Origin of the sequence: Roseibium sp. (assembly GCF_965233565.1) — a bacterium.
GTDB lineage: Bacteria > Pseudomonadota > Alphaproteobacteria > Rhizobiales > Stappiaceae > Roseibium.
Genome location: NZ_OZ247494.1, coordinates 2,622,324 through 2,643,801, shown reverse-complemented (window position 1 = coordinate 2,643,801; position 21,478 = coordinate 2,622,324). Strand labels below are relative to the sequence as shown.

Below are 21,478 nucleotides of genomic sequence, written 5' to 3'. Positions count from 1 at the left end.
ACAGGGAGAATGGACATGTTCTTGAAGAAAATTGTACTTGCCGGTGTCTTTGCCGGCCTGATGGGATCAACGGCGCTTGCGGCCAACTGCGGCCCGGAAGGCCAGTCGATCCGTATTCTGGCGAGCGACTTTCCGGCCATTCACGCGGTAGCTGGCACTGCTGAAGAAAATTGCGGTGGAGCTGCCTCCGAGTTTGCGACCAACCACACGACCGAAGCGCGCCAGATCATGAATGCTGCGTTGACACCCAATCCTTCAGAATACACCTCGGTGATCCTGGCCAATTCAACGCTGACCCAGCTCATGAACGATGGTCTGGTTCGGCCGTTGAACGACCTTGTTGAAAAATACAAGGACAACATCAAGCCGAACCTTCTGATCACCATAGACGGCAATGTCATGGCGGTCGCCTTCATGGCCAATTCCCAGCACCTGTTCTCCCGTAAGGACATTTTGGAACAGGCCGGCGTTGAGGGCATTCCGGCAACTTATGAGGAGGTTCTGGAAGCTGCGGAAAAAATCCGCGCCGCCGGTATCATGGAGCATCCGCTCGTGATGAATCTGCAGACCGGCTGGAACATCGCCGAAGTGTTCAACATGATTTATCTCGGCCATGGCGGTGAGTTTTTTGCCCCGGGTTCCGCCGAGCCGTCGATCAACAACGAGAAGGGCCTGGCGACTCTGGAAGTTATGAAGGCGCTGGCAGGTTACGCACATCCTGACCATCTCACCCATGCCTCCAACGAGACACAGGGACTTTGGGAGGCAGGGCAGGCTGCGCTTGGTGTCATGTGGGGGTCGCGCGGTGCCGCGATCCTGGACGATGAAGGGTCCTCTGACGAAGTGACGTCTAACACGGTTCTGTCCGCCGCGCCGACCGTCGGCGGTGGTACGATCCCATCTGCCACTTTGTGGTGGGACGGCGTTTCCATCGCGGCCAATGTGCCCGATGAAGAGGCAGAAGCCACTTTCGCAGCTCTGGTCAGCGCGCTGACACCGGATATGGTCGCGGCGAATAATGACGATGCCGTCTGGTTGCTCGAAGGCTTCAAGCCTGGTCCTGCTGCCGCAGGTGTCGCGGAAACTGCCCAAGGTGGCGCAAAGCCTTACCCGATGATCCCTCAAATGGGGCTGTTGCATAACGCGCTGGGTGCCGAATTGGCAGACTTCCTGAAAGGGGATGAATCCGCAGAAAAGGCCCTTTCCGATATCGAAGCAGCCTATCGGACCTCGGCCAAGGAAGCGGGTTTCCTAAAGTAACGCTTCATTCGGGGAGGGGCCCCTCGGTCCCTCCTCTTTTCTCACGACGCGACCGGGACAGACGCCATGAAGCATCGCACTTTTTTCTGGTTCATTCTGCCGACGCTTTCCGCGATGATCCTCTTCATCGCGTTGCCAATCGTCTCGGTCTTTGTCCAATCGCTGTTCGTCGCCCATGAACAGGTGCTCGTGGTTTCGGAAAGCTGCGGTCCTTTCGGCTGTACGGAAACCACATCAATCGACACGGAAGCGACGGCAAAACTTCGCGAAGATCAGCCGCTTGGCCAGTTCAATGGGCTTGGCACGTATACAAACCGCTCGCACCTGGCCTTTGCGGAAGTCGGCGAAGCCTGGCGCACGACCGAGTCCTTCGGTGAATTTTGGGATCAGGTTATCAACCTGCCCTTCTATCGCGCTCTGATCTTCACCTTGACCTATACTGCGGTGGTCACCCCGCTTGTGCTGGTGCTCGGGCTTGCCATTGCGGTCGGCGTGAACAACTTGCCCAGGCTGCTAAAAGGGCCCTCAATCTTTGTCTCGCTGCTGCCTTTCCTGGTCACCCCGCTCGTCGGGTCGCTGATCCTGTTCTGGATGACGGATGGGGATGGGGTGATTGGCGCGACGATCCAGATCCTGTTCGATGACCCATCGCTCAGCCTGAAGGCGTCAACAACGCTCACGTGGATCGTTCTGATGGTCTACGGTGTCTGGCATACATTGCCCTTCAGCTTCATCACCTTCTATGCGGGGCTTCAGACCGTGTCGAAAGACACGATGGAAGCGGCCATGATCGACGGGGCCACGAAGTGGCAGCGGATGATTCATGTTGTCGTGCCACATCTGATGCCCCTCGTCTCTTTCGTCACGCTCATGCTCTTGATGGACAACTTTCGGGTCTTTGAACCGATCGTGAGTTTCCGGGCCGAAGCGCATGCGACCTCGCTCAGCTGGATCATCTATAACGATCTGCGCGAAAGCGGTAATCCGCTCTACGGCTCAGCCGGTGCAACTTCGATGATGACCGTTATCGGTGTCGTAATTCTCCTGACCCCGGTGCTGATTCGCACCTGGCGCGATTTCAACCGTAAAGCGCATTGAGGGCACGATCATGGCGACCATGGCACAATCCCGCGTCACTCCGGCAAAAGCGATCTCTCTTGCCCTTGTGGCCCTCTGGTTGATAATTGCGGCATTTCCGTTCATCTGGACGTTCTGGGGCAGCTTCAAGGTACAGGCGGATTTTTTCTCAAAAGCCGACTGGATGAACGCGCTGACCGGCGCCAACACCATCAAGCAAACGGGTGGTAGCTTTACCGGTCAGGGCTATGAAGGCGCCTGGGTGCTGGAAGAGTTCTGGCGCAATTTTCTCAATACCGGCATCGTGGTGTTTTTCACCGTGGTGATCTCGCTGACCTTCGGCACGCTTGGCGGTTATGCCCTTGCGAGATCGGGATTTCGCTATGCTTTCTGGATCCTGATGGCTGCGCTGGTGTTTCGAGCGATGCCGCACATCACGCTGGTCTCGGGTTACATGCTGCCGTTCTTTGAATGGAACATTTGGGGTATTCTGCCGACGACGATCATCGTGCTAGTCGCAATCAACCAGCCATTCACCTTGTGGATGCTGCATTCGTTCTTCCTCAACATTCCAAAGGATATGGACGAAAGCGCCATGGTGGATGGATGCACTCGGTTCCAGGCGTTCAGGTTTGTGATTGTGCCGGTGATGTGGCCAGGTGTGATCACCACGGGTCTGTTCAGCTTCCTGCTTGCCTATAACGACTTTGCTGTGACCGCGATGCTGCTCAGCGAGAACAACGAAACAATCATTCCCGCCATCAACAGCTTCCTGGGAACCACGCAGGTGGAAGGCAAGGTGATGTATGCGGTCGCGGCCGTTGTATCGGCTACCGCTCCCCTCTTCGTCCTGATCCTGTTCTTCCAGCGCCAGATCGTGAGTGGGTTGACTGCCGGTGCCGTGAAAGGCTGATCAGATGTCCGCTCACGACCACAACAAGAAACTGCTTGAGCCTTTGCGTGCTGCGTTTTTGAAAGGTGACGTGGGCCGGCTCAAGCAAGAAATCATGGACGCGTTCGCACCCGACGCCCGGATCAAACTCTGCTTCCCCTATCAGGACGTCGAAGGCCCCATCGACCTGTGCGAGCGCGTCTATGTTCCATTGCTCAGGGCGATGCCTGATCTGGAACGTCGAGACTTCATCTTCATGGCAGGACCACGCTGGGGTGAAGGCAAATCGGGGGATTGGGTCGGCGCCGGCGGCAATTTCATCGGGACGCTCATTGAGCCCTGGCTTGGCATACCGGCACGCGGCAAACCGGTCTTCATGCGTTATCACGAGTATTTCCGGATCGAAGGCGGCAAGGTCGTTGAAATGGAAGGCATCTGGGATATTCCGCAAGTCATGCTTCAGTCAGGTGTCTGGCCAATGGCACCGCAGCTTGGGGTCGAATGGATGTGTCCCGGTCCGGCGCATGGAAGAGGTGTGGTGACAGCTCCATTCGATGCTGCTGAGGCCGATCGGTCAGTTCAATGCGTCTGGAACATGCTTCACGAGCTCAAACAAGGCACTGCGGAAACACCGGACCGAGGCCTTAGCGGTCACTGGCATGAAAATTGTCTCTGGTACGGGTCCACGGGCATTGGATCCGCGCGTGGTCATGCAGGCATCCGGGACGTTGTGCTGAACAGTTTTCGTCAGGGCCTTTCTGATAACGTCCGCGCTCTAGAAGAGGGTGTTTTTTTCGGTGATCACGATCTGGTCGCGTTTACCGGCTGGCCGTCCGGTGCCGCCACTCATTCTGGTGACGGTTTTCTTGGGTTGGCGCCCACGGGCCGCCGTTTCACTCGGCGAAGCCTTGACTTCTGGCGCGTCGAAAACGGTCGCATCAGAGAAAATTGGGTCATGGTGGACATGCTCGATCTTTATCGACAATTGGGTGTCGATGTTTTCGCGCGTATGGCGTCCCTGACCGGTTCGCACTTTATTTCGGAGAAGGCAGCATGAAGGGATCCCGTCCCGAACAGGCGGTGTTGAGCCGCGACACGGATATGAGCAAGACCGACGAGACGCGCCGCGTCATCGAAGGCATGGTCGATGGTCTTAATGACCACCGGATTGCGGATATCGGCGAGTTCTTCTCAGAAGGCTTCCGCTGGCTCGGCAATGCCGGTTGCGGCACCAAGACGGGCCTGAAGGAATTTCAGGACAATTGGCAAAAACCGTTTCAGGCCGCTTTTTCGGACAAAGTCTGTGTGGATGAGGCCCGGCTTTATATGGGGGAATGGGCCGCCGCCTTCGGCCGGCAGGAGGCCACGCATTCCGGTGAATTCATGGGCATCGCGCCGACCGGCAAACGCGTCGAGATCCGCTACATGGATTTCTGGAAAGTGGTCGACGGCAAGATCGTCGACAATTGGGTCATGGTCGATTTCCCGCATGTGCTCGCCCAGCTCGGCCGCGATGTTTTCAACGGAGAGGGCTGGGAAGCTTTTGACCGGGGCGAACGCACGCCGCCCGCGCCGGAAAAGGCCGCGTGACAAGAGACTTAGGCGTCTTTCCGGCATTTTCGGAAAAGGCGCTTGATTGTTCTGCATACGTATGCAAATTGAATGTAAACACTGCGGGCAGCGGCAACAGAGGTTCAGGGAAAGAAGATCTCGAGCCGGTGTCCTGAAAGGTAAGAAACATGGCGATTGAGTATCTGAAGCGCGGCAAGCCCGAAGCCGAACGGTCCGAAGACGATGCCAAGGTTCGCTCCATCGTGGAGGGAACGCTCAAGGAGATCGAAACCCGCGGGGATGCCGCTGTTCGTGACCTGTCGGAAAAGTTCGACAATTACACGCCTGCGTCGTTCCGTCTGACACAGTCCGAGATCGATGCGCTGATGAACCAGGTTTCCGACCGGGACATGGCGGACATCAAATTTGCCCAGGACCAGGTCCGCAAGTTTGCGCAGGCGCAGCGCGACTCGATGCTCGACATCGAGGTCGAGACGATGCCGGGCGTGATCCTGGGCCACAAGAACATCCCGGTTCAGTCCGTCGGTTGTTATGTGCCTGGGGGCAAGTTCCCGATGGTGGCCTCAGCCCATATGTCCGTCGCCACGGCCTCCGTTGCCAAGGTGCCGCGGATCATCGCGGCAACGCCGCCATTCAAAGGCGCCCCGAACCCGGCCGTGATCGCAGCGATGCATCTGGGCGGTGCGCACGAAATCTATGTCCTGGGCGGCATTCAGGCCGTCGGGGCCATGGCAATCGGCACGGAGACGATCGATCCGGTTCATATGCTGGTCGGGCCGGGCAATGCCTTTGTTGCCGAAGCCAAGCGGCAGCTGTTCGGCCGGGTCGGGATTGATCTCTTTGCAGGTCCCACCGAAACGATGGTAATCGCCGACGAAACCGTTGATGCGGAAATGTGCGCGACGGATCTGCTCGGTCAGGCCGAGCACGGCTACAACTCGCCTGCGGTCCTGGTGACAAATTCGCGAAAGCTGGCGACGGAAACACTGGCCGAGATTGACCGGCTCCTGAAGATCCTGCCGACCGCTGACACGGCCGCCAAGTCCTGGGAGGACTATGGAGAGGTCATTCTCTGCGACAGCTATGACGAGATGCTGGCCGTTGCCGATGACATTGCGTCTGAGCATGTGCAGGTGATGACCGACCGGGACGACTGGTTCCTGGAAAACATGACCTGCTACGGCGCGCTGTTCCTCGGCGCACGCACCAATGTGGCCAATGGCGACAAGGTGATCGGCACCAACCACACACTGCCGACCAAGAAGGCGGGTCGCTACACGGGCGGGCTATGGGTCGGCAAGTTCCTGAAGACCCATTCCTACCAGAAAGTGCTGACGGACGAGGCGGCTGCCGAGATCGGTGCCTATTGTTCACGGCTCTGCATGCTTGAGGGCTTTGTCGGTCATGCCGAACAGGCCAATATCCGGGTGCGCCGCTATGGAGGCGGCAACGTACCTTACGGAGAAGCAGCAGAATGATCACCGTTCATGGACGCCTGTCGTCCGCAAACGTACAGCCCGTTGTCTGGTGTCTGGAAGAACTGGGTGTCGCGTATACCCGCCTGGATGTCGGCGGTCCCTTTGGCGGGAACGATACGCCGGAGTTTCTGGCAATGAACCCGCTCGGGCTCGTTCCTGTCCTGGAAGAAGATGGGCAGACCATTTCCGAGGTCGTGACGATCCTGCGCTACCTCATGCGGCGCTATGGCGGGCATCCAAGCGACCCGATGGCCGCCGCCAGGATCGAACGGTGGGCGGACATGTCCCGCCAGCATATTTATGTACCGCTCATCCCGACCATTTTCTGGCAGTCCGTGCGCACAACGGCCGATGAGCGGAACCACGCGGCAATTGCTCAGGCCGAGGCCGGTCTGAAACAGGCCATGACCATTGTCGACGGTTTGCTTGAAGGACCGTTTTTCGGCGGGGACGAACTCAATCTCCTCGATTTCCAGATCGGTGGGCTGCTCTACCGCTACTACGAACTTGAATTTGAACGTGCGGACTTGCCGGGTCTGAAAACCTATTACGACCGCCTCTGCGCGCGCCCGGCTTACCAGTCCAGCGTGATGGTCGATTTCTGGAACATGAAAGTGCCCGGTGCATGACGACTGACAGACATACGGCCCACAAGGCGCTGATCGCCCCACTCAGGGCCGCCATGTATGATTTTGAGGAAGCGACGGTGCGCAGCGCGCTGTCGGGTCTTTGCGCGCCCGATGCACTCTTCCGGCTGTGTCACCCGTTTGGAGACATGGTCGGTCCGGAGGCCTTTTACGACGGCGCCTATGCAGCGCTCTTCAAAGCCATTCCGGATCTGGAGCGGCGCGACACAATCGTGATGGCTGGCCCGACACCGGAAGGTCACGACTGGGTCGGCTGCGGTGGTTATTACACCGGGTCTTTCGAAAAGCCCTGGCTGGACATCCCGGCGACGGGTCATCAGGTGGCCATGCGTTTTCACGAGTTCTACCGCTTTGTCGATGGCAAGGTGGTTGAGTTTCAAGCGCTTTGGGACATTCCGGAAGTCATGATGCAGGCCGGGGCCTGGCCGATGGCGCCGACCCTTGGACGTGAGTGGCATGTGCCGGGCCCGGCGACTGAAGACGGGATCGTGCCGGGACCATATGACGAGGCAGCAGGCGCTAGGACCTGCCAGCACATCATCGATATGCTGGAACATCTGAAGCGGCACCCGTCCCAGGGTGGTCCGGAAGTGATGGAAATGCCGAAATTCTGGCATCCGCGCATGAGCTGGTACGGCCCGTCGGGCATCGGCACAGGACGTGGCATCAAGGGCTTTCGCAACTGGCACCAGATCCCGTTTCTGAACGGCATGCCGGATCGCGGTCAGTACGTGGACGAAATCACCTACCACTTCTTCGGCGACCGCGACTATGCAGCCGTGACCGGCTGGCCCAACATGATCCAGACAGTTACGCATGACGGTTGGATGGGCATTGCACCATCCGGCAAGCGGATCACCATGCGCAGTCTGGATTTCTGGCGGCTCGAAAACGGGCTGATCCGGGAAAACTGGGTGCTGGTCGATCTTCTCGACGCTTACCAGCAATTGGGTGTTGACGTTTTCAAACGGCTTCGGGAATTCAACAAGGCCCGCGCGGGCTTTGATCCAGAAACCGGAGTTGCCTTGTCATGATCGACCTTCCCTCCACCCCGAGTTTTGACCTTACCGGCAAACGCGTTCTCGTCACAGGTGCGTCCTCCGGCATCGGGCTAGCCAGTGCCACAGCGCTGGCAGAGGCCGGCGGCGAGGTGGTACTGGCGGCCCGGCGGGAAGAGAAGCTGAAAGAGGCGGTTGAGGCGATGACGGCACGGGGCTGGAAAGCTGCCGCACTTCAGCTCGACGTCGCCGATGTGCTGGAGGTGGAGGTCAGCGTCTCCCGTCACGGTCCGTTCGACGTGCTCGTCAACAGCGCTGGCGTCGCGCGGCATTCACCGGCCACTGAAACGACGCCGGAGGATTTCGACGCAGTGATGAACGTCAATCTGCGCGGCGCCTTTTTTATCACCCAATGTGTTGCCAAGGGCCTGATTGACGCCGGCAAACCCGGATCCTTGATCAATATGTCTTCCCAGATGGCCCATGTCGGTGGCGTCGACCGCGCTGTCTATTGCGCGTCAAAATTTGCCGTCGAGGGCTTTACCAAGGCGATGGCTTTGGAACTCGGGCCGAAGCAGATCCGAGTGAACACGATCTGCCCCACCTTCATCCGCACGCCCTTCACCGAAGCGACTTTCGACAATCCGGAGCGCGTCAAGTGGATCGAGGAAAAGATCAAGCTGGGCCGTACCGGAACGGTTGAAGACATCATGGGCGCGGTGCGCTACCTCGCCAGCGATGCGTCTGCCCTGGTGACGGGCACCTCGCTTCTGGTCGACGGAGGCTGGACGGCAGACTGATGAGCAGCGAAAAGGTCACCTCCATCGAAGTTGCCAAGAAGGCCGGTGTCAGCCAGTCGGCGGTAAGCCGCGTGTTCACACCGGGCGCGTCCGTCTCGCCGAAGATGGCGGAAAAGGTTCTGAAGGCAGCCGAGGAACTGGGTTACCGGCCAAACGTCCTGGCCCGGTCGCTGATTACGGGCCGTTCGCGCATCATCGGACTGGTGGTGGCTTATCTGGAGAACCAGTTTTATCCGGACGCTTTGGAAAAGCTCTCCAATGCGCTGCAGGCCCATGGCTATCACATCCTTGTTTTCATGGTGTCGAACGACGAAGACAACATCGACAAGGTGATGGGCGAACTACTGGACTACCAGGTCGACGGCATCATCACTGCGTCCGTCGGAATGTCCAATGCGCTGGCGGCCCGATGCGCCGCGGCCGGCGTGCCGGTGGTCCTGTTCAACCGGGGCCAGGATGACGAGCGGCTCAACCAGGTGACCTCCGACAATTTCGAGGGCGGCCGCAAGATTGCCGAGTTTCTGGCTGCCGGCGGCCACAAGCGCATTGCACATGTTGCCGGCTGGTCCGGTTCCTCCACGGGCCGAGACCGTGAAGCCGGGTTCCGGGCCGGACTGAAAGAAGCCGGGCTGGATCTCGTTGCCTGCACGGACGGCATGTACAAGCGTGAAACAGCAGCAGCTGCTGCCCGCGAGATGTTTTCCGTCAAGGACCGGCCCGACGCTGTTTTTGTCGGCAATGATCACATGGCTTTTGCCGTCATGGACGTGCTGCGCTTTGAACTAAAGCTCAGTGTGCCGGGAGATGTCTCCGTCGTTGGCTACGACGATGTGCCGCTTGCCGCCTGGCCCTCCTATGACCTCACGACCCTGCGCCAACCCTCCAACCGGATGGTCGAGGCCACCGTGTCGACCCTGCTCGGCTGGATCGAGGAAGGCAGCCAGGATGTACAGAAAATCAAGATTGACGGGCCGCTGATGATCCGCGGTTCCGCCCGCATACCCGAAGGATGGCCCGATGAAAGGCTTTGACCCGCGCTGGTCCGATTTTCCCGACTATATTATCGGGATCACCAAGGAGATCTGGGAAGATCGCAAGATCGCAACCCTCCATCACTATTACTCGGACGACATCGTCGTCCGCTCTCCAGCTTCGGTTGTTGTCGGCAACAAGGATGTGATCGGGGCGACCATGGCGACGCTGGCCGAGTTTCCGGACCGCACGCTGCTCGGGGAAGACGTCATCTGGTCCGGCACACCGGAAGAGGGCATGCTGTCGTCTCACCGGATCATCTCTACCGCGACCCATCTCGGTGATGGCGTATATGGCAAGGCAACCGGCAAGAAACTGCAATACCGGATCATTGCCGACTGCCACGCCATCAACAACCAGATCAATGACGAATGGCTGATCCGCGACCAGGGGGCGATCGTGCGCCAGATGGGGTGGGACCCCAAAACCTATGCGCATGACCTGATCGAACGCGAAGGCGGTCCGGACGCCTGTATCCGGCCGTTCTCGCCTGAGATCGACAAGCCCGGCCCTTACAAAGGCACCGGCAATGACAACGAATGGGGCGCGAAATACGCGGACATCCTGACGCGCGTCATGGGCGCGGACATGGCTGCGATCGAAGCCGAATATGACCGGGCCTGCCAACTTGCCTATCCGGGCGGGGTAAACGGGTATTCCTTTGGCGATGCCGACCGCTTCTGGATGGGGCTTCGGGCAAGCTTTCCCTCCGCCACATTCAAGGTCGAGCACCAGATCGGCCGCGACGATCCGATGATGCCGCCTCGTGCAGCGCTGCGCTGGTCGCTTCACGGCAAGCATGACGGTTGGGGTGTGTTCGGCGAGCCGACAGGCGCCGACGTCTATGTGATGGGGGCGGCCCATGCCGAGTTCGGTCCGTGGGGACTGCGCCGCGAATACGTTCTTTTTGATGAAACGTCGATCTGGAAGCAGATCGCGCTGAAAACCGGCTGATCTTTCGGCCTCAACAGCAATAGGTCCTGTCATGACCCCTGAAGAAATGGAAACCCGGATTGTCCGTTATGGCGATCTGAAGCCCTGCCGCACCGCTTTTATCGACGCTCACACGCCGGGTTCCGACCAGAAAGAGAATTTCACCATCATCGGCGGCGGGGTGTCCGAGAGCCCGGACCAGCATGTCCACATCAAGGAAACGCCGGGGTTCAACATCGGGGCGGCCGGCCAGCCGCCGAAATGCCGCAACTCCCTGCATTCGCATACGACGGCGGAGGTGTTCTTTGTCCTGAAAGGGCGTTGGCGGTTCTTCTGGGGGCGCTGGGGCACGGCGGGAGAAGTGACGCTCGAAGAGGGTGACATCTTCAACATACCGACGGGCATTTTCCGAGGCTTTGAAAACATCGGTACCGACTACGGAATGATCATGGCGATCCTCGGTGGAGATGATGCCGGTGGCGGCGTGACCTGGGCGCCGCAGGTGATTGAAGACGCCAAGGACCACGGGCTGGTGCTTGGTGAGAATGGTGTGCTCTACGACACCAAGAAGGGGCAAAGCCTGCCGTCGGATGTGCAACCGATGCCGCTTCTGTCCGATGAAGACCTGAAGGCCTTCCCTGAGCCGGGTAACGCGGCTGTGGTACGGGACTATGTTGCCCGCTACTGGGACCTGATGGCGCTCGCCGCTGATGCGCCCTGCAAGGTGATCGGCGAAACGGCACTGCTGAAGGACAAGCCTGGATTCGAGGTGGACTTTCTGACCCGGGGGTCGCTTGCCGAAACCGCCTATACCCTGTCCTCGCACGAGATCCTGATGGTGATGCGTGGACACTGGAAGCTGAGCTGGGCCGACGGTGAAAAGATCCTGGCGCCGGGAGATACCTGTGCCGTTCCGCCGGGACTGGAGCATAGTCTGGTGCCGTCGATGAGCGGGGAAGCCAGCCTTTACCGGGTGATCAACACCAGCGATCCGGCCGGGGCCACCTGGGTCGGTTGAACAACAAGCGGGCAGGGTTATGAACTCTGCCCGGCACAAAGGGGGAGATCATGAGCACACTTGACGTAACCCATGTCGGTTCGCTGCCGCGCACGCAGAAGGTCGTGGATTTCATCTTCGCGCGTGAAAACGAGGAAGTTTTTGACCAGGCCGACTTCGATGCGGCGATGACCGAGGCCGTGTCCGAGACCGTCGCCAAACAGGTGAAGGCGGGTGTGAGCATCGTCAGTGACGGTGAAACCTCCAAGATCTCCTATGCGACCTATGTGAAGGACCGCTACACCGGCTTTTCCGGAGACAGCCCGCGCAATGCGCCGGAAGATCTGAAACGCTATCCGAGTTTCCTGAAACGGATTGCCGAAAGCGGCGGCACGCCAAAATATGCCCGGCCGATGTGCACCGGCGAGGTGCGTTCCAAGGGGCAGGGCGAGCTGGAAAAGGACATCGCGAACCTGAAAGCGGCGATGGCCGAACATGGTGCGGACCGCGGCTTCATGAACGCCGCCTCGCCAGGTGTGATTTCCCTGTTCCTGCAAAATGATTTCTATCCGACGCGCGAAGCCTATCTGGAAGCGCTGGCCGATGTCATGAAGGCGGAATATGAAACCATCGTCGGCGCCGGTCTGGACCTTCAGCTCGACTGTCCGGACCTTGCGCTTTCGAGGCACATGCTTTTCACCGACCTGTCGGATGAGGAGTTCATCAAGATCGCCCAGAGCCACATCGATGCGCTCAATCACGCTCTGGCCAATATCGATCCGGCCAAGGTGCGCATCCATATCTGCTGGGGCAATTATGAAGGCCCGCATGTCTGTGACATCTCCATGGACAAGGTGTTTTCGACGCTGATGTCGGCGCGGGCGCGCTACGTGCTCTTTGAAACGTCCAATCCGCGCCATGCCCATGAATGGACCGTCTTCCGCGACCGCAAGTCGGAGATCCCGGACGACAAGATCCTGGTCCCGGGTGTCGTCGATACGACCACGAATTTTGTCGAGCATCCGGAAGTCGTGGCACAGCGGTTGGACCGGTTTGTCGAGATCGTCGGCAGCGACCGGGTGGTCGCAGGCTCCGATTGCGGCTTCGGCACATTTGCCGGGTTTGGGGCCGTTGATCCGGATATCGCCTATGCCAAGCTGGGCGCGCTGTCAGAAGGGGCAGCTATCGCGGGAGCCAGGGCGTGACACCCCTCGTCCTGTTGCCGGGCATGATGTGTGACGGACGGCTCTACGGGCCGCAGATCTCCGCCTTTTCCGGCGCGACGCCGATCCATCTGGCGCCACTCACCGCCCATGAGACGGTTGAAGCGCTGGCCGCCGGCATTCTGGCGTCGGCACCCCCGCGCTTTGCATTGGCTGGCCTTTCCATGGGAGGCATCGTGGCGATGGAAGTGCTGCGCCAGGCACCGGATCGCGTTGACCGGCTGGCGCTTCTGGACACCAATCCGCGCGCCGAACTGGAAGAGGTCAAACAACGCAGGGAACCGCAGATCGACAGAGTGCGCGCGGGCGCGCTGAAGGACATCATGCGCGATGAGCTGAAACCGAATTATCTGGCCAATGGCCCCTTGCGCCAGGATGTTCTGGACTTGTGCATGGAGATGGCGCTCGATCTTGGTCCGGACGTTTTCGAACGGCAATCCCGTGCCCTCCAGTCCAGGCCGGATCAGCAGGAGACACTGAAATCCGTCACCTGCCCGACCTTGATCCTGATGGGCGCCGAAGACCGGCTGTGCCCGCGCGACCGGCATGAGCTGATGCATGACCTGATCAAGGGCTCGACGTTTCACGTGATCGACGGTGCGGGGCACTTGCCGACGCTGGAACAGCCGGATGCCGTCAACTTTGCTTTCAAAACATGGCTGGACATGTGATGGATACCGAACTTCTCACTCTCCTGAAAACCGTCGACACCCCGACCGTCTGTAATGCCATCGAGGTTGCCGAAGGCCGGCGTGGCTTTAACCGGTTCACAAAGGGGACGATGCTGTCTTCCGATCCGGAAGGGGGCGCGATGGTCGGTTTTGCCCGCACGGCCAAGATCTCCGCACTGGCGCCACCGACGGAAGCTCCGGAGGTGATCAAGGCCCGCCGGATGGACTATTACCGCTACATGTCCGAAGGCGAACGGCCGGCACTGACTGTCGTTGAAGATGTCGATTTCCCAAATGCCATCGGCGCCTATTGGGGCGAGATCAACACGACCGTGCACAAGGGGCTTGGTCTTTCTGGCGCACTGACCAATGGCGTCATGCGCGACCTGGGGGACCTGCCCGACGGTTTTCCCGTTGTCGCCGGATCTGTTGGGCCCAGTCACGGCTATGTCCATGTCAAGGAAATCGGTACGCCGGTGAAGATCTTCGGCCTGGACATCCATGCCGGCGAATTGGTGCATGCCGACCGGCACGGGGCGCTGGTGGTGCCTGAGGCCGTTGTTCCGGTTCTGGCCAACGCCATCCGCAAATTGTTGGACACCGAGCAGCTGGTTCTCGGCCCGGCGCGCGAGCCTGGTTTCACTTTCGAGAAGTTTCAGGAAGCCTGGGCGGCCTTCGAAAAGGCGCGAACCTGAATTGGCTTGCGGACGACCCGCCGGCGTGATGCCGCGGTAGCCGAGAAATCCCAAATTTCACAAGCTCTTGGAGCAAAGGGGCGTTCGCCCCATGCACCGTTTTGCTGTCGTTAGATCAAGACGTTCGTCTCACTGATTCAGCGTTGATTCCCGCTTGGGTTGATTTTGGTGGTGTGTTTTTCTTTTGCACGTCATGATGGAGTTATTTGATTGACCTCCAGAAGGTGTTCAAGCTTAAATCGAGTTAAGGGCGGATAGATGAAGAAAATTTGCAAAAAAATACCGCCAGGAGGCTTTATTACGTCGAGGTAACTTTCATGAGTATCCTTGTTTCAGGTTTGCTTGGTGTTGCCATTACAGTTGCGCCAAATCTTTTCAAGTTGTTGTCTGCTGACAGGGAGGATGGTGACTTTCGGGAAGAAGCGGCGGAAATCGTCAAACGATTTGTAGAAACAGACGATGAGAGTGAGGCCAAGAAAAGACTGGCGGCGGATCCCGAACTGGAGGCCAAGCTCCGGGTTGAGCTAGCAGAACTGGAAGTCCGGGCGCTGGAAGAGCAGGCGCGTTCGGAAGAAGAACAAAAAAAGATCGACCTGGCCTTTCTGGAATTGGAAGAGGCCGAACGTGATCAGCGCCATCAAGAGCAGCTGGATCATCTGAACGCGAAGCTCAAGAATGTAGACGCCGCCCGAACCTTCGCGCTTGAGGCCTCGAAATCCGAGAAATGGTGGATCGCAGGGATCAATCCGTTTCTCTCGCTCGTGGTGACAGTCGGTTTCCTTGCCGCACTCTACCTGATCATGGTGGAGACGATCGAGAATGTTGAAATTTTCTACACGGCGATTGGCGCCCTCGCGACGGCCTTTGCAACCGTCGTCGGATTTCACTTCGGCTCGTCCTCAGGATCGAAAGAAAAAGACGAAATGATCATCACGGTGCCGTCTGCCGCCGAACCAGAGACGGTTGCCGCCGGACGGGAAGGGGGGGCGGCCCCCGGTCGTGACGCGGTGTCTGAGCAAACCGGTGTGCAGGGCGTGCCGGCTCCCAAGCCGAAACCAGCCGCGCCTTTGCCGGATCCTGGAGGGACCTTTGGTCTTTTCCGGCAAAAAGCGCCTGGCGTGATGCAGGACCTCATGGATGATTTCGGCCTCACGCTCGATCAGGCAGCCGGAGTTCTCGGCAATATCGGGCATGAATGCGCCGGCTTTCGAACGATGCAGGAAATCAAACCGATTGTCGCCGGCAGCAAAGGCGGGTGGGGCTGGTGTCAATGGACAGGTCCGCGGCGCAGGGCGTTCGAAGCCTGGTGCCAGAAAAACGGTTTTGACAATCTGTCAGATGACGACGCCAATTACGGCTTTTTGAAACACGAGCTGGAGACGACGGAAAAAGCCGCGCTCAGGCATCTTCGCAAGACACTCTCCCTCCGGGATGCCACCCGAAGCTTCATGGACAAGTTTGAGCGTCCGGGGATCAAGCATTTCGATGGCCGTTTGAACTGGGCGCGCGAAGCGCTCAAGGCGAAACGCAACAGCCAGAGCTGAGAAGAGGGAGACGTGTCATGAGCAAATTTACATCCGCCCTCCTCAATATTGCAGCCGGCATCATTCCGGCGCTCGGGGCGCTTGCCAAGGCCGATTCGTCAGGCAAGCTGGCCGACGAAATCGTCGACGTGATCAAATCCGTCGCCAAGTCGGACGACGCCAGCAAGGTCAAAGCTCTTGTGGAGCAGGACCCCGCGGTCGAGGCGGAGCTTGAAAAGCAGTTGGCCGAACTGGCGCTTCGCAAGCAGGAGGAGGAAAACAAGGCACTTGAAGCGCGAAACCGGCTGGAGCTGGACAAGGCGCAAAAGAGCCTGGAGGACCGGCAGCAGCAGCATGAGCGGGAGCTGGAGCTGGCCGAAAAACAACTGGCGAATACCGAAGCGGCCAGACGTCATGCGCTGGAAGCCGCGAAGACCGAGAGGTGGTGGGTGTCGGGCATCAACCCGCTTCTTTCCATCATCATCACCTTTGCCTTCCTGGGGTTCATCTATCTGATCGCAAAGATCCCTCTGAACGAGCCCGCCCCGGATGCGAGCCAAACCCCGAGTGCGACTGTTGCCGAAAATGCGGAACCGCGACCGAATGCCGATGAGCGGCAGCCCGCGAATGCTGAGACCGACAGTGCCGCGACGACGGAACCTGCCACAAGTGGCCAGGCGGACGCTGATGCGTCGACGACGCCCGATGGGGATACGTCGGACAAGGCGCGTGTCGACAACAGGGATGTCTTTTATGTCGCCTTCGGTGCGCTCGCGACGGCGTTTGCGACCGTGATCGGGTTCCACTTCGGCTCGTCATCCGGGTCGAAGCGGAAAACCCAGCTGCAACGTATCTACGGTGTTGGCGGTCGCGCGGCTCCGGTTGCTTCCGCCGATGCCGCGCCGTCGCAGTCCGTGGCGGCCGGAAGTGTGGCGGCGAGAGAGACCGCGAGCGGCGCCGCGAGCCATCCCTTCGAGGCCTTCTGGCTGAAGAACCTGTCCCATATCGAGCATTTCAACTGGAAGGAATTGCTGTTCAAGGGAGCGTCGCATGCCCGGTTCAAATCAAATTCGGACCCGGACCCGAGCCTCTACCCGAATGTGGTTCCCCTGGTGAACCTGCTCGAGAAGATCCGGCAGGAAGTCGGGGCGCCTGTCAGGTTGCTCAGCATCTATCGCAGCCCGGACTACAACCGGGATGTGGGGGGCGCAGCATCCAGCCGCCACATGCAATTCGACGCAGCGGATTTTGAAGTGCTGGGTGGGGACGCCGGAAACTCGGACCGCTGGTACAAGATTGCCAAGAGTCTGAGAGACAAGGGCGAATTCAAGGGGGGTATCGGTGTCTACAAGACCTTCGTTCATGTCGATACGCGCGGCAGCAATGCCTTCTGGGACAGTCGCTGAGAACCGCGCCACGCGGCGCAGCAGCCTGGGTCCGCTGCCGTGCCGGAGCCGAGATCAATCGAATGCCTTCACCTGATAAGGCACGATGCCGCGCTGGCCGGAATCGATAAAGGGTTCCTTGTCGATAGCCGGGAAGGCACGCTGGTCACAATTGTCGCGCGGACAGATGCGGCAATTGACCCCGATGGGTTCCGGCGAGGCAATCTCCTCCACCGCCAGGCCGTCGGCATAAACGACTTCGTCCGCATATTTGACCTCGCAGCCGATCCCGAGCGCGTAGCGCCGCTCGCCGCTTCGGTAGTCGGGTTGATGTTTCGTGATGCTGGTTGCAACGCACAGGTACCGAACGCCGTCCGGCATCTGAGCGACCTGTGAGGTGAACTTGTTGGAGTTCTGCTCAAAAGCCTGATGGACGTTCCAGCGCGGGCAGGAGCCTCCGAAACGGGCAAATTGAAACCGGGTCGCACTGTGCCGCTTGACGACATTACCGGCCCTGTCGATCTTCACGAAATAAAAGGGCAGGCCCATTGAGCCGGGCCGCTGCAGCGTGGACAGGCGGTGGCAGATCGTTTCGATGCTGGCGTCCATCCTGTTGGACAGAAGCTGGATGTCATGTCGGCACTGCGAGGCTGTTTTCAGAAAGGCGTCATAGGGCAGCAGCAGGGCGCCGGAAAAGTAGTTCCTGAGCGCAAGACGGGCGATGCTTTCCGCGGAGTGGGTTTTGAAGCGGGCCCGCTCGACCTCCTCTGAAATGAGGTCGCGGACACAGAGTTCGGCGATCACCGAACCGAGGAGAAAATTCTTCGTAGAGTGCGGGATGGCCCGGTACAGCTGGATTTTCCGCGTGTAGTCGTCCTGGCGGATGAGCGTGCCTTCATAGTCGGGAAACTCCGTCACGGTCAGGCCGAAACGTTCCCCGAGCCAGACCGTCAGGGCATCAAAATTGGATTGGCCGCGGTTGAGGCCGATTTCGTGGGCCAGTTTTTCGGCTGCCCGGTCGATGGAGTCGACGTAATTGTCCATGTAATGGAAATAGTCACGCACCTCGTCATAGGCGGATTTACGCGGGGCAGGTCCCTCGTCGTCCGCACCGCTTTGCTGGGCAAGGTCGTCTTCGATCGCCTCCCGGTCGTGATAGGTCCTGAGGGCGCTGTAGAGGTCCATGATCGCTTTTGTGACGCCAGGTGCCCTGGTCACCACCTCATGGATTTCCTGTCGTCCGACGGAGGCGCTGTGAAACTGGCTGTCGGCGAAGATTTCCTGAAGATCCTGAACGACCCGGTCCAGATCGTTCTTTTCGAATGCTGACAGGTCGACGCCGAAAATCCGGTTGATGGTCAGGAGAACGGAAGCGGTGACCGGCCTGTTGTTGTTTTCGATCTGGTTCACATAAGCCGTCGAGAGGCCGATTTTTCTGGCAAACTCCACCTGGGACAGGCCAAAATCCGACCGGATCTGACGAAGCGTATGTCCGGAAAAGAGCTTCTTGCTCACAGGTCATTTCTCCGAAGTTAAATTGCAAATTATTAGCAATATGCAGTATGCACTTTAACATTTTACAATAGCCGGATAATGATGAAAAGTCCCGACAGCAACAGCCGTCGGAGGATCGGCTGGATGTATTCAAGGTTTCAGATCGATCGGCTACTCATGTCCGTGCCCAACACGGAATTTCGCCGATCGGAGATGACAAACCCGAGGAGCAGAGCCATGACAGCCCATTTTGCCCTTACGAACAGCGTTGCCGAGAACGGCACACAGAACCGTCTCGTCAGCGGTATTCGCTGGCCGCTCAACCTGACAGATCTGGTCACACCGCGTCAGCTGGAGATCCTGCTGAAGCTTTGCGAAGGCAAGGTGAACAAGCAGATTGCCTATGAGCTGGATGTATCCATCGCGACCGTCAAGGCACATATCCGCAACGCCATCACCCGTCTTGGTGCCAAGAACCGCACCAATGCCGTGGCCATCGTGGCGGCGAATTCGGCGATCTTTCAAAATGCAGCCGGCTGACCGGGTCTAAGGTCAGCCTTGTGCACAGACCCCATCGACCGCAAATCAAAAAGACAATTCCAGCGGTCAGTCTTGCCGGAGGGCAAGGCCAGGAAACGGACCCGCCTGATCTGAAACAGGGCTAGGCGGGCCGCTTGATCATCGCGTTGCGGATGGTGGCCACTTCCTGGGACAGGAACTCGCAGAAATCCTTGGCGACGATCGAGATCGGCCGGTGGGTCGGTGTCAGGATCGACAGGCTGTTCTGCACCCGTGGCCGGAAGGGGCGGAATACAATCATGGGCGGTCCCATGCCGTTCCGATTTTTTTCCTGGGCGTTATAGGCCGTGATCATGTCGCAGATCAGGGCGCATAATCCGGCTTCCACAAAGCGCAGCCCCGGCGCTGCCGTCTGCAATTCAAATCGCTGATTGAAGTCCACACCCGCGTCCCGGAAGCGCGCAAGGGTCTGCTTGTGGCTGCGATGTTCGGAATGCAACAGGGCCAGCGGATAGCCGTCCAGCTCGGCCGGAGTGATCACTTCGCGCGAGGCCAGCGGGTCGGTCGCCGGAATGGCGCACATGCATTCCAGATCGAAATCAACCTGGTCGAATGAGTTGCGGGCCCGCGGGGTTTCAGCAAAGCCGACGTCAAACTGCTGCGCGGCGATCAGTTCTTCAATCTCACCCGAGGTCCGGCTGGCAAGCGCCACCTTGACGCTTGGTTTGTCGGCGAGAAAGCGGGACAGGCTGTTGGGCAGGAATTCGGCTGTTGCTTCCGGAATGCCGGCAACACGAAGCTGGCCATGTTCGCGATTGGCGAGGCCACGCAATGTCCGCTTGGAAATCTCCAGTCGCTTGAGGATTGCCTCGGCTTCTTCGAGAAAAAACTCTGCTTCCGGCGTCGGGACCAGACGTCCCTGCTCGCGCACAAAAAGTTTCAGCTCAAGCTCGGTTTCCAGTCCGGCGATGGTGGAACTGACTGCAGGTTGGGTTCGGCCCAGTGTTCTGGCGGCTTCCGATATGGAGCCGCTGCGCATGACCTCACGAAAGGTCGCCAATTGCCGAATTGACAGATTCATGGCTTTGCGAGAACCACCCCCAACAGACGTCACCTTTTATTAATGTGTCGCCTATGGAGCATTCCGTCAATACAATAGAAAAAACACCGGCAAGCTGGGGAGTTGTCTGGGGATTAACGCTGCAAAATACTGAGTTTTCAGAAACTAAAATCAGAAAATATATTTCTGGTGCTTTCCGTTTTGGTAAGCGAAAGACGGTTGTGATCTTGCGTGCGCACCAGTCCGTCTTGTCGTAGGCGGCAGACGGACAAGCTTAAAAAGTGCCGGCCCATGGCTGACGTCGCGAGCCCCGTCGCCTATTTGTCGGCAGACCCGAGCCGCGTGAGGTCGAAGGCATGGATGTCCTGCAAAAGCTCGATAAATCCAAGGGCTGCGTGGTCAAGCGACGCCTTCCCCTTCTCTGCCGTGGCAAGGGCAGCGTTGCCGAGAGCACCTGACGGATTGAGGTCCTCGGACATCCAGCCATACTGCGCCTTTCCATGGCCGCGCAGATGCTTGAACTCTTCCAGATACCGCTGCTGTTCTGAAGGGAAGTCCGCGGCTTGGTCCATGCGGACCAGGTCGGGGCGCAAATGCAACATCAGCGACGTTTCGATGTCGCCGCCGTGAATGCCGTAAGTGAATTCCTCCGGTCTGTAGAGACCGTCCGGTTGGCCGAAACGGAGCCAGTTGGTCGCGGTAGCAAACATACCATGCCGGGTGCGCAGCTCCCGGGCGACGATATCGAGAACAGGCACATTGCCGCCGTGAGAATTGATCAGGACCAGTTTGCGCAGGCCGGCCCGGGCAACGCATTCTCCGATTTCGATCCAGCTGCGAGTGACTGTCTCCCAGCCAAGGGTCAGCGTTCCCGGGAAATTCAGGTGTTCATCGGATTTGCCTATTGTCTGTAAAGGCAGGAAAGTGACGGGCAGGTTGTCCGGGATCAGTTCCAGCACACGGGTAATCTGACCCTCCGCAATGGTCGTGTCGGTGGCCAACGGCAAGTGCGGGCCGTGCTGTTCAATGGCGGCGACAGGCAGAACCGCAATCCAGTCCTCCCGCCCCTGAACCTGGAAATCCACCGTTGTCATGTCTTGCCAGAAGGGCCGGGGCAGCATCGTTTCAAACCATCTTGTGTTAACCCTCTGACTTCATTTGCACAAAGGTGAAGGGCAAGCAAGGGGCGGGTGGAATTGAGCAGATTAACCGCAAGATCACG

The 21,478-nt window shown here is 58.9% G+C and carries 21 protein-coding genes; 18 read left to right on the top strand and 3 right to left on the bottom strand.

The annotated features are described in order from the left end of the window. The first annotated feature begins 15 nt into the window (after positions 1–15). The 17 genes from ACO6TG_RS12130 (at position 16) to ACO6TG_RS12050 (ending at position 17,204) form a co-directional block, all read left to right on the top strand. Entirely contained in the window at positions 16–1,260 is a 1,245-nt protein-coding gene (locus ACO6TG_RS12130) for an ABC transporter substrate-binding protein (RefSeq protein WP_422378409.1), read from the top strand. A 66-nt stretch (positions 1,261–1,326) separates the two neighbouring features. After that, positions 1,327–2,358: a carbohydrate ABC transporter permease gene (locus tag ACO6TG_RS12125; RefSeq protein WP_422378408.1), complete on the top strand. Its 1,032-nt coding sequence runs from the start codon at positions 1,327–1,329 to the stop codon at positions 2,356–2,358. 10 nt (positions 2,359–2,368) lie between these two features. Beyond that, the gene (locus tag ACO6TG_RS12120; RefSeq protein ID WP_422378407.1) at positions 2,369–3,250 is read left to right on the top strand and encodes a carbohydrate ABC transporter permease; all 882 of its coding nucleotides are present in this window, start codon (positions 2,369–2,371) and stop codon (positions 3,248–3,250) included. Positions 3,251–3,254: 4 nt separating this feature from the next. Continuing rightward, the gene (locus tag ACO6TG_RS12115) at positions 3,255–4,286 is read left to right on the top strand and encodes an ester cyclase (RefSeq protein WP_422378406.1); all 1,032 of its coding nucleotides are present in this window, start codon (positions 3,255–3,257) and stop codon (positions 4,284–4,286) included. After that, positions 4,283–4,819, top strand: a complete 537-nt coding sequence (locus ACO6TG_RS12110) for an ester cyclase (protein WP_422378405.1) — start codon at positions 4,283–4,285, stop codon at positions 4,817–4,819. Before ACO6TG_RS12115 ends, ACO6TG_RS12110 begins: the two co-directional genes overlap by 4 nt. Before the next feature lie 149 nt (positions 4,820–4,968). After that, positions 4,969–6,279 (top strand): histidinol dehydrogenase, encoded by a 1,311-nt coding sequence (hisD, locus tag ACO6TG_RS12105; protein ID WP_422378404.1) that lies wholly within the window; start codon positions 4,969–4,971, stop codon positions 6,277–6,279. After that, a complete protein-coding gene (locus ACO6TG_RS12100; protein WP_422378403.1) occupies positions 6,276–6,908 on the top strand; it encodes a glutathione S-transferase family protein in 633 nt (210 codons plus the stop codon). Before hisD ends, ACO6TG_RS12100 begins: the two co-directional genes overlap by 4 nt. Then, positions 6,905–7,960: an ester cyclase gene (locus tag ACO6TG_RS12095; RefSeq protein ID WP_422378402.1), complete on the top strand. Its 1,056-nt coding sequence runs from the start codon at positions 6,905–6,907 to the stop codon at positions 7,958–7,960. The genes ACO6TG_RS12100 and ACO6TG_RS12095 overlap by 4 nt, the downstream gene beginning before the upstream one ends. Further along, positions 7,957–8,724: an SDR family NAD(P)-dependent oxidoreductase gene (locus tag ACO6TG_RS12090; protein ID WP_422378401.1), complete on the top strand. Its 768-nt coding sequence runs from the start codon at positions 7,957–7,959 to the stop codon at positions 8,722–8,724. The genes ACO6TG_RS12095 and ACO6TG_RS12090 overlap by 4 nt, the downstream gene beginning before the upstream one ends. After that, positions 8,724–9,755 (top strand): LacI family DNA-binding transcriptional regulator, encoded by a 1,032-nt coding sequence (locus ACO6TG_RS12085; RefSeq protein WP_422378400.1) that lies wholly within the window; start codon positions 8,724–8,726, stop codon positions 9,753–9,755. Before ACO6TG_RS12090 ends, ACO6TG_RS12085 begins: the two co-directional genes overlap by 1 nt. Continuing rightward, entirely contained in the window at positions 9,742–10,710 is a 969-nt protein-coding gene (locus tag ACO6TG_RS12080; RefSeq protein WP_422378399.1) for an ester cyclase, read from the top strand. The genes ACO6TG_RS12085 and ACO6TG_RS12080 overlap by 14 nt, the downstream gene beginning before the upstream one ends. A 31-nt stretch (positions 10,711–10,741) precedes the next feature. After that, positions 10,742–11,707, top strand: coding sequence for a cupin domain-containing protein (locus ACO6TG_RS12075; RefSeq protein WP_422378398.1), 966 nt, complete (start codon positions 10,742–10,744; stop codon positions 11,705–11,707). 50 nt (positions 11,708–11,757) lie between these two features. Continuing rightward, positions 11,758–12,891 carry a cobalamin-independent methionine synthase II family protein gene (locus tag ACO6TG_RS12070; RefSeq protein ID WP_422378397.1) on the top strand — a complete coding sequence of 378 codons (1,134 nt, stop codon included), beginning with the start codon at positions 11,758–11,760 and terminating at the stop codon, positions 12,889–12,891. After that, positions 12,888–13,580, top strand: coding sequence for an alpha/beta fold hydrolase (locus ACO6TG_RS12065; protein ID WP_422378396.1), 693 nt, complete (start codon positions 12,888–12,890; stop codon positions 13,578–13,580). Before ACO6TG_RS12070 ends, ACO6TG_RS12065 begins: the two co-directional genes overlap by 4 nt. Beyond that, positions 13,580–14,275 carry an RraA family protein gene (locus tag ACO6TG_RS12060; RefSeq protein ID WP_422378395.1) on the top strand — a complete coding sequence of 232 codons (696 nt, stop codon included), beginning with the start codon at positions 13,580–13,582 and terminating at the stop codon, positions 14,273–14,275. Before ACO6TG_RS12065 ends, ACO6TG_RS12060 begins: the two co-directional genes overlap by 1 nt. 317 nt (positions 14,276–14,592) lie before the next feature. After that, positions 14,593–15,819, top strand: coding sequence for a phage tail tip lysozyme (locus ACO6TG_RS12055; RefSeq protein WP_422378394.1), 1,227 nt, complete (start codon positions 14,593–14,595; stop codon positions 15,817–15,819). A gap of 17 nt (positions 15,820–15,836) precedes the next feature. Further along, on the top strand, positions 15,837–17,204 hold the full coding sequence (locus tag ACO6TG_RS12050; protein WP_422378393.1) for a D-Ala-D-Ala carboxypeptidase family metallohydrolase: 1,368 nt from the start codon (positions 15,837–15,839) through the stop codon (positions 17,202–17,204). A 54-nt stretch (positions 17,205–17,258) separates the two neighbouring features. On the opposite strand, the gene ACO6TG_RS12045 is transcribed toward ACO6TG_RS12050, so the two are convergent. Beyond that, positions 17,259–18,698 (bottom strand): helix-turn-helix domain-containing protein, encoded by a 1,440-nt coding sequence (locus ACO6TG_RS12045; RefSeq protein ID WP_422378392.1) that lies wholly within the window; start codon positions 18,696–18,698, stop codon positions 17,259–17,261. A gap of 216 nt (positions 18,699–18,914) precedes the next feature. On the opposite strand from ACO6TG_RS12045, the gene ACO6TG_RS12040 reads away from it, so the two are divergent. Beyond that, positions 18,915–19,217, top strand: coding sequence for a response regulator transcription factor (locus ACO6TG_RS12040; protein ID WP_422378391.1), 303 nt, complete (start codon positions 18,915–18,917; stop codon positions 19,215–19,217). A 121-nt stretch (positions 19,218–19,338) separates the two neighbouring features. Here the strand turns inward: ACO6TG_RS12040 and ACO6TG_RS12035 are convergent, their stop codons facing one another. Then, a complete protein-coding gene (locus tag ACO6TG_RS12035; protein ID WP_422378390.1) occupies positions 19,339–20,277 on the bottom strand; it encodes a LysR substrate-binding domain-containing protein in 939 nt (312 codons plus the stop codon). Positions 20,278–20,573: 296 nt separating this feature from the next. Next, entirely contained in the window at positions 20,574–21,377 is an 804-nt protein-coding gene (locus ACO6TG_RS12030) for a creatininase family protein (protein WP_422378389.1), read from the bottom strand. Between the last annotated feature and the right edge of the window lie 101 nt (positions 21,378–21,478).